12 protein-coding genes are annotated in these 13811 nt (G+C 72.9%); 11 read left to right on the top strand and 1 reads right to left on the bottom strand.

The window, feature by feature from the left end:
- The first annotated feature begins 149 nt into the window (after window positions 1-149).
- The 4 genes from ACIRD7_RS08445 to ACIRD7_RS08430 all read left to right on the top strand — a co-directional run bounded on the left by ACIRD7_RS08445 (window position 150) and on the right by ACIRD7_RS08430 (window position 2431).
- The gene (locus tag ACIRD7_RS08445; RefSeq protein ID WP_403451296.1) at window positions 150-1013 is read left to right on the top strand and encodes a SigB/SigF/SigG family RNA polymerase sigma factor; all 864 of its coding nucleotides are present in this window, start codon (window positions 150-152) and stop codon (window positions 1011-1013) included.
- 20 nt (window positions 1014-1033) lie between these two features.
- Entirely contained in the window at window positions 1034-1399 is a 366-nt protein-coding gene (locus tag ACIRD7_RS08440) for a DUF5133 domain-containing protein (RefSeq protein WP_403451294.1), read from the top strand.
- A gap of 73 nt (window positions 1400-1472) precedes the next feature.
- Window positions 1473-1844: a PRC-barrel domain containing protein gene (locus tag ACIRD7_RS08435; RefSeq protein ID WP_403451292.1), complete on the top strand. Its 372-nt coding sequence runs from the start codon at window positions 1473-1475 to the stop codon at window positions 1842-1844.
- 239 nt (window positions 1845-2083) lie between these two features.
- Complete coding sequence (locus tag ACIRD7_RS08430) at window positions 2084-2431, top strand: ATP-binding protein (RefSeq protein ID WP_403451729.1); 348 nt, start codon at window positions 2084-2086, stop codon at window positions 2429-2431.
- Between the two features lie 24 nt (window positions 2432-2455).
- Here the strand turns inward: ACIRD7_RS08430 and ACIRD7_RS08425 are convergent, their stop codons facing one another.
- Complete coding sequence (locus ACIRD7_RS08425) at window positions 2456-2896, bottom strand: ATP-binding protein (RefSeq protein WP_403451290.1); 441 nt, start codon at window positions 2894-2896, stop codon at window positions 2456-2458.
- Between the two features lie 263 nt (window positions 2897-3159).
- On the opposite strand from ACIRD7_RS08425, the gene ACIRD7_RS08420 reads away from it, so the two are divergent.
- The 7 genes from ACIRD7_RS08420 (at window position 3160) to ACIRD7_RS08390 (ending at window position 13774) form a co-directional block, all read left to right on the top strand.
- Window positions 3160-3843 (top strand): class I SAM-dependent DNA methyltransferase, encoded by a 684-nt coding sequence (locus tag ACIRD7_RS08420; protein WP_403451289.1) that lies wholly within the window; start codon window positions 3160-3162, stop codon window positions 3841-3843.
- Window positions 3844-3900: 57 nt separating this feature from the next.
- Window positions 3901-5766: a SpoIIE family protein phosphatase gene (locus tag ACIRD7_RS08415; RefSeq protein WP_403451288.1), complete on the top strand. Its 1866-nt coding sequence runs from the start codon at window positions 3901-3903 to the stop codon at window positions 5764-5766.
- A gap of 135 nt (window positions 5767-5901) precedes the next feature.
- The gene (locus tag ACIRD7_RS08410) at window positions 5902-8850 is read left to right on the top strand and encodes a SpoIIE family protein phosphatase (protein ID WP_403451286.1); all 2949 of its coding nucleotides are present in this window, start codon (window positions 5902-5904) and stop codon (window positions 8848-8850) included.
- 108 nt (window positions 8851-8958) lie between these two features.
- Entirely contained in the window at window positions 8959-10458 is a 1500-nt protein-coding gene (locus tag ACIRD7_RS08405) for a sugar ABC transporter ATP-binding protein (RefSeq protein WP_403451284.1), read from the top strand.
- On the top strand, window positions 10455-11609 hold the full coding sequence (locus ACIRD7_RS08400; RefSeq protein ID WP_403451282.1) for an ABC transporter permease: 1155 nt from the start codon (window positions 10455-10457) through the stop codon (window positions 11607-11609). Before ACIRD7_RS08405 ends, ACIRD7_RS08400 begins: the two co-directional genes overlap by 4 nt.
- A 57-nt stretch (window positions 11610-11666) precedes the next feature.
- Entirely contained in the window at window positions 11667-12839 is a 1173-nt protein-coding gene (locus ACIRD7_RS08395; protein ID WP_403451280.1) for a substrate-binding domain-containing protein, read from the top strand.
- Window positions 12836-13774, top strand: a complete 939-nt coding sequence (locus ACIRD7_RS08390; RefSeq protein WP_403451278.1) for a cyclase family protein — start codon at window positions 12836-12838, stop codon at window positions 13772-13774. Before ACIRD7_RS08395 ends, ACIRD7_RS08390 begins: the two co-directional genes overlap by 4 nt.
- Window positions 13775-13811 lie beyond the last annotated feature (37 nt).

Raw genomic sequence — 13811 nt, 5'->3', positions numbered from 1 at the left:
TTGCGCCGGGAGTCGTGGGGCATGCGGGATCTCGTGCTTCGGACCAGAGGCGCACCGGTGCGATGGACGTGAGCGCTCCGGGGCCTGAGAGCCCCTGCACCGTTTCCCACGGAGACCCCCTGAGAGATCCGTTCAGGAGTTGTTCCCTCATGCTGGTTGAGACGTCCGCACATGGTTCCGACAACCCCGCACAACCCCGCGTGTCCGGTGGCCGCGTCCACAACGACGCCCCCGACACCGCCGCCGACTTCCACCGGCTGGCCGCCCTGCCCGACGGGCCCGAGCGGCAGGCGGTCCGTGACGAACTGACCAGGGCCTGGCTGCCCATGGCCCACCGCATCGCCGGCCGGTTCCGCAACCGCGGCGAGTCGCTGGAGGACCTGCGCCAGGTCGCCGCCCTGGGTCTGGTCAAGGCGATAGACCGCTACGAGCCGGGGCGCGGGGCCTTCGAGAGCTACGCCGTGCCCACCGTCACCGGCGAGATCAAGCGGCACTTCCGCGACCGGATGTGGGCCCTGAGGGTCCCCCGTCGCGTCCAGGACCTGCGCAACAAGGTGCGCATCGCACGGCGTGAACTCACCCAGACCTCCGGCGGTTCCACCCCCTCGGTCGCCGAGATCGCCGCCCACACGGGGCTCACCGAGGAGGAGGTCAAGGCGGGCCTGGAGGCGCTGGACAGCTTCAGCACCCTGTCCCTCGACGCCGAGATGTCCTCCAGCGACGACGGCTTCAGCCTCGCCGACACCATCGGCGGCTGCGAGGAGGCGTACGACGTCGTCATCGACCGGGAGGCGGCGAAGGAGGGTCTGCGGCGGCTGCCCGAGCGCGAACGCACCATCCTGTACCTGCGGTTCTTCGAGGACATGACGCAGAGCCGGATCGCCGAGCAGCTGGGCATCTCCCAGATGCACGTCTCCCGCCTCATCACCCGGTGCTGCGCGCGGGTACGGGACGAGGCCCTCGACCGGAGCACCGAGGCTGAGCAGCACGGCGACGACGGCCGGTCCGCGTGACGCACGAGCGGCCGGAGGCCGTGAGCGTCACCTCCCCCCGCCCGGCCTTCCCGAGCGACGCCGGGCACGACGATCACTTCACCCAGGAGCGGACACCCATGCTGATGCCCCATCCGGCGATGTTGCGCAGGCTTGTCGAGGAGTACGAGGCGCTCATGGCCCACGAGGGCGACGGCGCGGCCGGCCGGGGCGGGCGCGACCTGCGCGCGCAGGACCTCGCCTACACGTTGTGCGTGTCGACCGGAACGCGCGAGGTGGGACAGGCGCTGCGGACGGCCCGTCGGCTGCTCGCCGCCGCCTACGACCCGGTCGCACCGGCGAGGCGGCCCGCGGTCACCGCGGGTCCGGGCGAGCCGCCGGCGCACGGATCGGTGATAGCCGGCTGAACCGCGCCGGAGCATCTCGTTTCCGGTGCGCACACGCCTTATGACGACAGCGAGGACGGGAAGGGGGAACGATGTGAGCACCGGCAGAATCTGGTCGTACCCGCCGGGCAGCGGCCACCAGGAGGGGCGGACACTCACCGGGTTCACGGTGCAGGCGACCGACGGGGTCATCGGCCACGTGGACCGGCAGGCCGACGACACGCCGCACCGGCACCTGGTCGTCGACACCGGCGCGTGGGTGTTCGGGCGGAGCCTGCTGATACCCGCGGGCACGGTCACCGGCATCGACACGGAGGCCCGCACGATCACCGTGGGGTGCACCCGGGCGGCGGCGAAGGCGGCGCCCCGGTTCGAGACGGACCGCGAGACGCTCGATCCGGAGTATCTTTCCGCCGTTGGCGCCTACTACGCCGCCTTGCCCCATGATTCCGGCGCCCCCGGGTAGCCGAGCCTGTGAAGGCGGACGAACGACGAGAAGCGGAGACGACAACGTGCGAGGAATGGTGAAGTGACCGAAGCCACAGCCCTCTTGGGGCCTGCCCGCGGTGCTCGGGGAACGACGAGCATCCCGTCGGCGGCGCACGAGCAGCCATGATGCCGGCGGAGCGCCGTCCTGCCCGGGACAGCCGGACGGCGCACACCCGGTCGCTCCCGATCAGCAGCGCGGCGGCGGCCCGGAGTTACGTGCGCTCGGTCGTCGCCGCACACGGGTACGACACGTCGTGCCCGACGACCGAGCGTGCCCTCATGGATCTGCAGCTGGTCGTGTCGGAACTGGTCACCAACGCCATCCGGCACGGCGGTGGCCTCGCCGGGTTCGAGGTGGACCTCGTCCCCGACGGCGTGCGGCTGACCGTCCACGACTACAGCGAGACCGTGCCCTCGGCCGCGTACGGGCCAGGCACGCTGCCCCAGACGCACGAGGGCAGCGGATACGGATGGCCGCTGATCATCAGGCTGTCCCGCGAGATCCACATCGAACGCCGCCGCGGGGGCGGCAAGACCGTCAGCGTGCTGGTGCCGCTGGCGTGAGGGCCCGCCCACGGGCGGGGGGACTCACCACGGCAGGAACGCGTGCACGTCCTTGCCGTCGTCCCGCACGACCACGCTGACCTGGTCGCACAGCGTGTGGATGAGGTACCAGCCGATACCGCCGCCGCTGCCGGTGCCCGGGTGGAAGGGGCGCGGCGCGGGAGGCGTGGTGCTCGTGTCGCTGAGCGTCACGTGCACGCCGTCGAAGGTCCTGCGCATCGTCAGGACGAGCGGCCCGGGAGCGTACTGGATGGCGTTGGCGGCGAGTTCGCTGACGACCAGCAGGATGTCGTCGCGGTACTCGGGCGTCGCGGGCGGCGAGGACCGTTCGAGGGCGCTGAGGAATTCCTCCGCGCTGAGGCGAGCTCTCGTCACATCTCCGAACCCCCCGTCAAAGCCGGCCTCCCAGTCCTGCGTCTCCTCGGAAGTCGGTTTGTCGCCGCTCCCGCGCGATTCGGTCGCCATCACACCTTCTTCGGACCGTCCACTGTCGGCGGCCGTGACGTGTCGTGCTGCTTCCACCGCTGCTGGTTCCCCGTCCGGGCGCGCCTACTCGTCCGAAACCGCAGGAACCGGCGGGGCGTCTTGGAAAAGAGAGGCCACGGAGGCCGCGGTGGGCCGCTCGCGCAGGACTGGCTCGCGGTGGGGGCCGCCTTGGCCTGTCCATACCGCACCTACGCCTATACAACTATGACAAAATCGCGTATAGGCATCAAAGGAGAGTCGCTGTGAGCAGCCCCGCCGACGAGGTCGGCTACGGGAACATCCACCTCGACCGTTCCGGTCAGGCCGAGGCCTTCGACGCCATCGGCAAGCGCTATGACGAGGCCTTTCCGCACAAGGAGGGGCAGGTCGCCTCGACCGAATGGCTCGCCGCGTCCCTGCCGGCCGGCTCCCGCGTCCTGGACCTGGGGTGCGGCACGGGGATGCCGACCGCACTTCAGCTGACGGAGGCGGGGTTCGAGGTCGTCGGTGTCGACCTGTCCATGGGGATGGTCGCGCTGGCACGGGAAAACGTACCCGCCGGGCAGTTCCATCGCGCGGACATGGCGGACCTGCGGTCCGGGGGGTCGCTCGACCTCGGCCGCTTCGACGCGGTGGCCGCCTTCTTCTCCCTGCTGATGCTGCCGCGCGCCGAGATCCCCCTCGCGCTGCGCATGGTCCACCACCTGCTGGTTCCCGGCGGTCTGTTCACTCTGTCGATGGTGGAGGCGGACGTGGACGACTTCTCGATCCCCTTCATCGGCGAGAACATCCGGGTGTCCGGCTATCTGCGGGACGAACTGCGCGAGGTCGTCGAGGCGGCGGGCTTCGAGATCTCCGACGAGTCCTCGTACACCTACGCTCCGGCGAGCGCGGACGTCCAGCCCGAGGTACAGATCTTCCTGCGGTGCATACGGCGGCAGGTCTGACGCCCGGTGATCCACCCGCTTCGGCGCGGGCCCGCATCGCGGGAAGGACGTGCACGAATGACGAAGCGCCTCGGAGCCGGCAAGGGCGCCGACGGGCCCGCGGCGGGCGGGCAGGGGCGGGCGGCACGCCCGCAGGGGGCACCTGGCCCCGCTTCGTCACCGTCGGGAGCCGGCGCGGGGCACGACCCGCCGGTCGAGGAAGTTCCCGGCGCACTCCAGGGGAACCCCGGGCCGGCTCTCACCGGGCCGCAGACCGACCGGCTCCGCTATCTCGACGCGGCGACCCGGCAGATCGCCCGCGGCATCGACCTCGACGAGACGTTGCACGAGCTGTGCCGGGCGGCGGTCCCGGCCTTCGCCGACGCGGCGTTCGTCCATCTGTACGATCCGCTGCCGGTCGAGGACGAGGTCAGCGCCACCCCGGGCGTCCTGCGGCTGCGCACCGCGGACCGCGTCACCCCGTGGAATCCGGACACCGCCCCGGCGCGGGCGGCGGAGGTCGTGCACCCGGCCGCCGACGGTCCCCTGGTCAGGCTGCTGGAGGGCGGCCGGCCGGTGTTCGGGGACGCCCCGGGCAGCGCGGCCACGGCGGCCGAGCTGCTGGGCGGTGCCGAGCCGCCGCGGACGGCCGTACGAGCCGGGCGACGGCTGATCATCGCCCCGCTGCACGGCCGCCACCATGCCCTCGGCAGTGTCGTCCTGCTGCGCGGCCCCGGCCGGCCCGGCTTCACCGGCGACGACATGCTCGTGGCCTCCCAGCTCGCCACGCACACCGCGCTGGGTATCGACAAGGCGACACTGTTCGCGCGGGAGGCGTCGGTCGCGGACACGCTGCAGCGCACGATGCTCCCGCCGTCCCTGCCCGAGACCCCCGGAGTGCGGCTGGCCAGCCGCTACCTGCCGTCCTCGCGGACCGCGCAGGTCGGCGGCGACTGGTACGACGCGATCCCGCTGCCCGGCAACCGGATCGCGCTGGTCATCGGCGATGTGATGGGCCACTCCATGACGTCGGCCGCCATCATGGGCCAGCTGCGCACGACCGTGCAGACCCTGGCCCTGCTCGACCTGCCGCCCGTCGAGGTGCTGCACCACCTCGACGAACAGGCCGCACGGCTGGGCACCGAGCACACCGCGACCTGTCTGTACGCCATGTACGACCCCGTCCTGCACCGGCTGCTGATGTCCAACGCCGGCCACCTGCCGCCGCTGCTGCTGCACCCCGACGGCCACGGCGAGGTCCTGCGGGTCCCGCCCGGAGCGCCCATCGGCGTGGGCGGCGGCGGCTTCGAGACCACGGAGATGCACGCGCCTGCCGGGGCGACGCTGCTGCTCTACACCGACGGCCTGGTCGAGTCCCGCGACTCCGACGTGCTCACGGGGATGGACGGCCTGCGGGCACGACTCCAGCGGGCCGCGCCCGGACCCGCTCCCCCGTCGCTGGAAGTGCTGTGCGACGAAGCGCTGGGCACCCTCGGAGCGGGCGACCGGGACGACGACGTCGCGCTGCTCGCGGCCCGCTTCGAGGGTGTCCAGCCGGAGGCCGTCGCCTACTGGTACCTGGCCCCGCGCCCCCAGACCGCGGGCCAGGCCCGTCGGCTGACCCGCAGGACCCTGCACCTGTGGCAGCTCGACTCCCTGGTGGAGTCCACCGAGCTTCTGGTCAGCGAGGTCGTGGCGAACGCCGTGCGTTTCGCCTCCCGGCCGATCACACTGCGGCTGCTGCGCACGGACGTGCTCCGCTGCGAGGTCGGCGACGACTCCTCGGTGGTGCCGAGGATGCGGCACGCCCGGCTGAGCGACGAGGGGGGCAGGGGGCTGTTCCTGGTCGATCAACTGGCACTGCGCTGGGGTGCGACGAGGGTGAGCACGGGCAAGGTGGTGTGGTTCGAGCAGCCGCTGCCGGGCGATCAGGGCGCCGGCTGAGGGTCCTTCGTGGCCACGGCCGGCCGCTCGGTGCGGTGCCCTGCGCGCCGTGACTCGCGTCCACAATGCCCGTATCCTCATCAATGCCAGATTCTTTCGATGAACGCCTTGTCGAAGGCGCGAGTGAGGCGAAGCGTGGTTCGGTCCGGCGACGAACCGATGTCGGCGGGGCGTGCGACAGGCGGCACGGGACCCGTCCACTTCCGTGAGCGGTTTCTGCAGGGCGAGCCGGTCTCGACGGGCGTACGGGCCCCGATCCTGAACTCCTGGCAGCGCTCCCGTGCCCTCGGTCTGTCGCCGACCCAGACCGAGCTGCCGTTCCGCGAGGACTTCGAGCCCGACGGACGGATCGTCCGGGCCGCCGTGCCGGTGCTCGACCGGCTGCAGTCGAGGTTCGCCGGCAGCGAGATGAACATCTCCGTCGCCGACGCGAACGGCACGGTCCTGCTGCGCCGCTTCGGAACGACGGCGCTGGCGAGGAGCCTCCCGCCGATCCAGAGCGTGCCGGGGTTCGTGTTCGCCGAGCGCTTCGCCGGCACCAACGGCATCGGCCTCGCCCTGGCGGAGCGGCAGCTCATCCGGGTCTACGGTGCCGAGCACTTCGCCGAGCGCTCCCAGGGCAGTGCCTGTCGCGCGCTTCCCGTGCGCGACCCGCTCAGCGGGCGCATCGAGGGCGTCCTGTGCCTCGGCTACCCGCGCAGTGCCGAGGACCCATCGCTGGACGGCGTCATCCGCAAGGCGGCCGAGGCCATCGAGCGGCGCCTGCTGCGGCAGAGCTCCACGCGGGAGCAGGCTCTGCTGCGGGCGTATCTCGACGCCGGGACGCGGGCCGCCGCCGGGGTGCATCACCGCGTCGGCGTGGAGGAACTGGCCTCCGCGCTGCGCCCCGGGGACCGGGCGATCCTCATGGAGAAGGCCGCCGAGCTGATTGCCCGCGCCCAGCGGGCCGCCGTCGAGGTGGCGCTGCCCGACGGGCGGTCGATCACGCTGATGAGCCGTCCGATGACGAGTGCGTCCGGGGTGGCGGGATTCGCCGTCGAGGCCGTTCTCCCCGGCCCTCCGCCCGGCCTGGCCGATGCCATTCCGCACCAGGTCGACGAGCGGCTGGGGCTGTCCGCCGCGCCTGCGGTGCCGCCGGTGACCGACATCGCCTCCCTGCCCGGCCTCGCCTCCACGCCCGAGGCCGCGTCCGTGTTCGAGCCCGTAGCGGTCGCCGCGGCGGCTGGAGGACCGTCCGCCGGACCGCCCTCCGGTGATCTACCCGGCGGGGCCCTGGACCGGGTCGACCTGGACGCCGAGGGCGCCGAGGCCATGACGACCGGCGGCCCCGGCGATCCCGACGGCTCGGGGGGCCGTCACCGTGGGCTGGTCATGGTCGGGGAACCCCAGGTGGGGTCCTACGCGCTGGCCGCGCGGCGCCGCCTGGAACTGCTGTCCGAGGCGGGCACGCGCATCGGGAGCACCCTGGAGGTGCGCCGTACCGCCCAGGAACTCGCCGAGACGGCGGTGCCGACGCTGGCGGACTTCGTCACCGTCGACCTGCCCGAGCCGGTCCTGCGCGGCGAGGAGTCCGCCGCTCCACTGGACGACATGCAGCGCGCGGTGGTCCACGGCTTCCGCGGCGACTGTCCCGTCAAGCCGGTCGGCCGGCACGTCGACTACGGCTCGACCACGCCCCAGCTGCGGTCGCTGACCGAGGGGCGGGCGGTACTGGAACCGGACCTCGCCGCCGCCGCGGGCTGGCTCGCGCATGACCCCGAGCACTCCGAGCGGCTGCTCGGCCACGTCCGCTCCCTCATCGCCGTACCCCTGGTCGCGCGCGGTGTCGTCCTCGGCGTCGTCAGCTTCTACCGCGCGCCGGACTCCGCTCCGTTCGAGGACGACGACCGCTCGCTGGCCCAGGAACTGGCCACCCGCGCGGCCCTGTCCCTCGACAACGCCCGGCGCTACACCCGGGAGCGGACCATGGCCCTGGCCCTGCAGCGCAGCCTGCTGCCGCACGGCCTGCCCGACCACACCGCCGTCGACGTCGCCCACCGGTATCTGCCCGCCGAGTCCGACGTGGGCGGGGACTGGTACGACGTGATCCCGCTGTCCGGGATGCGCATCGGTCTCTTCGTGGGCGACGTCGTGGGCCACGGCATGCTGTCGGCCGCCACCATGGGGCGCCTGCGCACCGCGGCACGCAGCTTCGCCGAGCTCGACTTCCCTCCGGACGAGGTCCTCACCCACCTCGACAACCTCGTGGGCCGTCTGGACCGGGAGGACCCCGCCTCCGACGGAGCCGGGATCATCGGCGCGACCTGTCTGTACGCCGTCTACGACCCGACCTCGCAGCGCTGCACCCTGGCCCGCGCCGGGCACCCGCCGCCCGCGCTGGCGCTGCCCGACGGCACGGTGTCGTTCCCGGACCTGCCGGCCGGTCCGCCGCTCGGCCTCGGGGGCCTGCCGTTCGAGGCGGCCGAGATCGACATGCCCGAGGACAGCACGCTGATCCTCTACACCGACGGCCTCATCGAGGACCGCAAGCGAGACGTCGACGTGGTCCTCGACCAGCTGTGCGGCGCCCTGGCCCACTCGGCGCGCACCCCCGAGGAGACCTGCCAGGTCATCCTGGACACCGTCGCGCCCACCTGTCCGTACGACGACATCGCGCTGCTCGTCGCCCACACCCATGCCCTCGAACCCCACCGGATGGCCACCTGGGACGTGCCCAGCGACCCGGCCGTCGTCAGCGACATCCGGGCGTCGGCGATGCGGCAGCTGGCGGACTGGGGGCTCGACGAGGCCGCGTTCGCCGCGGAACTGATGCTGAGTGAGCTGGTCACCAACGCCATCCGGCACGGCACCGGACCCATCCAGGTCCGGCTGCTGCTCGACCGCACCCTGATCTGCGAGGTCTCCGACAGCAGCGACACCGCGCCCCACCTGCGTCGGGCGGCCACCACGGACGAGGGCGGCCGGGGGCTCTTCCTGGTCGCCCAGCTGTCACAGAGCTGGGGGACCCGCTACACACCGCAGGGCAAGGTCATCTGGGCCGAGTGCGGGCTGCTCGGGGCGGGCGGGGCCGTCGACGCCCGCTGACGCCAGGCCACACGTGCGCGCAAATATCGGAAATACGGATATACATACCGTTAATATCGCTCGTGGAAGTCGGGAAAGACCCCGCCAGGCCGACCACCGGAGTTGTCCGTGGAACCTCTGGTCCGTGTCCGTGGGCTCGCCAAGCGGTTCGGCGGGACCGTCGCGCTGGCCGGGGTGGACCTCGACGTCGACGCGGGCAGCGTCCTGGCCCTCCTCGGTCCCAACGGGGCCGGAAAGTCCACGCTCATCAAGGTGCTCGCCGGCGTCCACGACGCCGACGCGGGGCGGATCACGGTGGACGGGCACCCACTCGGGAGCGACGAGGCCGCGCGCCGCATGTCGTTCATCCACCAGGACCTCGGCCTCGTGGAGTGGATGACGGTCGCCGAGAACATCGCGCTCAGCACCGGCTATTCGCGCCGCGCCGGGCTGATCTCCTGGCGGCGGACCCGGGAGCGCTGCGCCGAGGCCCTGCGGACCGTCGCCGGGCATCTCGACCCGGACGCACCGGTCGCCCTGCTCGCGCCCGCCGAGCGTTCCCTGGTCGCCATCGCGCGCGCCCTCGCGGCACGGGCGCGGCTCGTCGTCCTCGACGAGCCGACCGCACGGCTCCCCGCCGCGGACTGCGCACGGCTGTTCGCCGTCCTGCACGCCCTGCGCGACAGCGGGCACGGCATCCTCTACGTCACCCACCGGCTGGACGAGGTGTACGAGGTGGCCGACCGCTTCGCCGTCCTGCGCGACGGCCGGCTCGTCAGCCAGGGGCAGTTGGCGGGACACAGTCCGGCCCGACTGGTGCACGACATCACCGGCGAGGAACCTGCCGGCCACCGCCCCGCTCCCGCCCCAGCGGGCCATCCGCCGGTGCTGACCCTCGACGGCGCGCGCACGCCGGGCACGGGACCGGTCGCTCTGGAGCTCAGGGCCGGGGAGGTTCTGGGCCTCGTCGGACTGACGGGCGCCGGACACGTGGAGCTGGGCCGTGCCGTCGCGGGAGCGCGACGGCTGCTCGGCGGGCGGGCGCTGCTCGGCGGGCGGCCTTACCGTCCCCGCACGGTCGGCGGCGCGGTCGCGCAAGGCGTCGCCCTCGTGCCCGGCGACCGGCAACTGGAGGGGTGCCTCGCCGAACTGACCGTACGGGAGAACCTGCTGGCCAATCCCCGCGCGGGCGGCCTGCCCGCGCTGAGCTGGATCGGTCCGCGCCGAGAGCGGCGCGACGCGGCGGCTCTGATCGCGCGGTACTCGGTGCGTCCCCCGGACAGCGAAGCCCCCGTCGCCGTCCTGTCCGGCGGCAATCAGCAGAAGGTCATGGTCGGCCGGTGGCTCCGGGTGGACCTGCGCCTGCTCGTCCTGGAGGAGCCCACGGCGAGCGTGGACGTCGGTGCCAAGGCCGCGATCCACCGGCTGCTCGACGAGGCGCTGGCGGCCGGGCTCGCGGTCCTCCTCATCTCCACCGACTTCGAGGAGGTCGCGGGCTTGTGCCGGCGCGCCCTCGTCTTCGTCCGTGGGACCGTCACGACGGAGCTGAGCGGCACTTCCCTCACCGTCGCCGGACTGACCCGGGCGGCCTCGGCCGTGCCTCCCGCCGACCCGGCGACGAAGCGGTGACGGCCTCGCCCTCCCCGTCCTCCCCCGGACCACGGCCTCCTCGTCCGAGGGACCGACCCGGCCGGCGCGGCGGAGCGAGCCTCACGGCCCGGTTGCGCGGCGGCCCGGCCGGACACCTCGTCGGCGCCTACGGCCTTCTCGCGTTCACCGCGCTGCTCTTCCTGATCTTCTCCCTCACGCTGCCGCGCACCTTCCCCACCCGGGACACCGTCGACTCGATCCTGTCCACCCAGTCGATCCCGGCGGTGCTCGCGCTCGCCGCGATGGTGCCCCTCGTGACCGGCGCGTTCGACCTCTCCATCGGTTACGGCCTCGGCCTCGCGCACGTGCTGGTGCTGCAGCTCGTCGTCCACGAGGGGTGGCCCTGGCCGCTGGCCTGCGTCACGGTGATCGCCGGCGGCGGCGTCGTCGGCGTGCTCAACGGAGTCGTCGTCGAGTTCGGGCGGATCGACTCGTTCATCGCCACGCTCGGGACCGGCAGCATGATGTACGCGCTGACCGGCTGGATCACGGACGGCGGCCGGATCGTTCCGGGCCCGCAGGGGCTCCCGGCCGCCTTCACCGACCTCTACAACTCCACGTTCCTCGGCCTCCCCGTGCCCGCCTTCTACGTGCTCGCGCTCGCGGCCGTTCTCTGGCTGGTGCTGGAGCGGCTGCCGCTCGGCCGGTACCTGTACGTCGTCGGGTCGAACCCGCGCGCGGCCGACCTGCTCGGCATCCCGATCCGGAAGTACACGGTGTACACGTTCGCCACGTCCGGGCTGCTCGTCGGGTTCGCCGGAGTGCTGCTCGCGGCCCAGCAGCAGATCGGCAATCCGAGCGTCGGACTCGACTACCTGCTGCCCGCTTTCGTCGGCGCCCTGCTGGGCTCCACCGCGATCAAGCCCGGCCGCCCCAACGCCCTGGGCACCCTGGTGGCCGTCGCCGTCCTCGCCGTGGGTCTCACCGGCATCGGCCAGATGGGCGCCGACTTCTGGACGGTCCCGTTGTTCCACGGCGGCACCCTGCTCCTCGCCGTCGGCCTCGCCGGTTACACCGCCCGCCGGCGGCTGCGCATCGGCGTCAGCACGGCCCGCGACTCCCCCGCCGTACCGCCGGATCCGCCGCCCGGCCCGCCTCGGGACGGCGAAGCGTCACCGGGCCCCGCCTGACACCGCCCCCGCCTTCTCACCCGCACCCGTTCGCGCATCCCTCCGCGAGGAGCTTCCGTGCACCCCACCCGCAAAGCCCCGACCCCCGGCGTCGTCGGCGCCAGGTCGGCCGCCGCTGTCCTGCTGGCCGCGGCGACCGTCCTCGTCGGCTGCGAACGCGGCTCGCAGAGCGGGCAGGAGGAACCCACCTTCGGCCCCAACGGCTGTCCCGAGGCCTACGCCAGGGCGCGGGCCGCCGTCGACCGGGCCCAGCGCACGGACGTGCCCTGGAACGGACCGACCACCGGCCCCGCCGCGGTCCCGGCCCGGACCCTCGTCTACGTCGCCCAGACCATGACCAATCCCGGCGTGGCGGGCGCGGCCGAAGGGGTGCGGGATGCCGCCCGCGTCATCGGCTGGAACGTCCGGGTGATCGACGGCGGCGGCACCCCCGCCGGCATCCAGGCGGCGATGAGCGAGGCGGTGACCCTCAGACCGTCGGGCATCGTCATCGGCGGCTTCGACCCCAACGCGACGTCCCAGCAGGTGGCCCGGGCGGACGCGGCCGGCATCCCGCTCGTCGGCTGGCACGCGGTCGACGCCCCGGGGCCCAGCCGACGCCCGCCGCTCTTCACGAACGTCACGACCAACGTCGGGGACGTGGCGAGGATCAGTGCGCAGTGGGTTATCTCCCACTCCCGCGGCAACGCGGGCGCCGTGATCTTCACCGACGCCTCGATCCCCTTCGCCCGGAACAAGTCCGAGCTGATCAGGAAGGAGCTCGCCACTTGCTCGGGCGTGCGGCTGCTGGCGTACGAGAACATCCCGATTCCGGACGCGAGCAGCCGTACGCCCCGCGAGGTCTCCTCCCTGGTCTCCCGTTTCCAGGACAGGTGGACGCACTCCGTCGCCATCAACGACCTCTACTTCGCCGACGCCGCACCGGCGTTGCGCGCGGTCGGCAAGGAGGGGTCCGGCCGGCCGTACAACATCGGCGCCGGGGACGGCGACCCGTCCGCCTTCCAGCGCATCGACAGCGAGCAGTACCAGGCGGCGACCGTGCCCGAGCCGCTGTCGCTCCAGGGGTGGCAGATCGTCGACGAGTTCAACCGGGCCTTTTCCGGTCGTCCCGCGAGCGGTTACGTGGCCCCCGTCCACGTCAGTACGGCCGACAACACCGACGGGGCCACGACCTGGGATCCGTCGGGGTACCGGGAGGCGTACCGGAAGATCTGGGGCAAGCAGCCGTGACCAGTAGCCCGCCCGACAACGGACCCCGCGTCTCGCGCGACGAGTTCGACGCCCTCTTCGAGAACGTGCGGACCTGGGGGCGCTGGACGCCCGCCGACCGCGGAGCGTGGAACCGGGTCACGCCCGCGCACGTCCGGCGTGCGAGCGCCCTCGTGCGCAGCGGCACGACCGTCCCGATGGCCCTGCCGTGGAACACGGTGCCGGGCCCGGACAACGCCAAGCCCGCCCTGCACTACATGTCGGACCTCGGGGACGTGGAGGCGCCCGAGCCGTCCTGCCACAAGGACTTCATCGGCGTCGACTACCACGGCAAGGGCGTCAGCCACCTCGACGCGCTGTCCCACATCGCCTACCGGGGGCAGCTCTACGACGGCCGCGCCGCCCGCGAGGAGGTCGACGCCGCCGGCGCCCGCTTCGGCGCGGTCTCCTCGCTCGGCCCCCTCGTCACCAGGGGCGTCCTGCTCGACCTGCCGAAAGTCCTCGGCACGGACTGGCTGGAGCCGGGCACGGCCGTGCACGCGGCGGACGTGCACGCCGCCGAGCGGGCGCTGGGGGTCACCGTCGGCGAGGGCGACGCCCTGCTGCTCCGCTCCGGCCACTTCCGCCGCCGTGCCGAAGCCGGCCCGTGGAACCCAGATCTCGGCAGCGCCGGCTTCCATGTGGACGCGGTACCCCTGCTGGCCGAGCGCGGCATCTCGCTGCTCGGCGGCGACGGAGACAGCGACGTGCGCCCCTCCCCCGTGGAGGGCGTGCACTCCCCCGTGCACGCGCTGGCCCTCACCGCCATGGGGGTACCGCTGCTGGACAACCTCGACCTGGAGCCGCTGTCCGCCGCGTGCGCGGCGGCAGGCCGCTACGAGTTCCTGCTCGTCGTGGCGCCCCTCAACGTCCCCGGCGGCACGGGCTCCCCGGTCAACCCGGTCGCGGTGCTCTGACGACAGAGCCCCTCGATCGAACTCATCGGTCGTAATT

Source organism: Streptomyces sp. NPDC093568, assembly GCF_044764945.1.
Taxonomy (GTDB): Bacteria; Actinomycetota; Actinomycetes; order Streptomycetales; family Streptomycetaceae; genus Streptomyces.
This window is presented reverse-complemented; position numbering and strand designations above follow the sequence as displayed.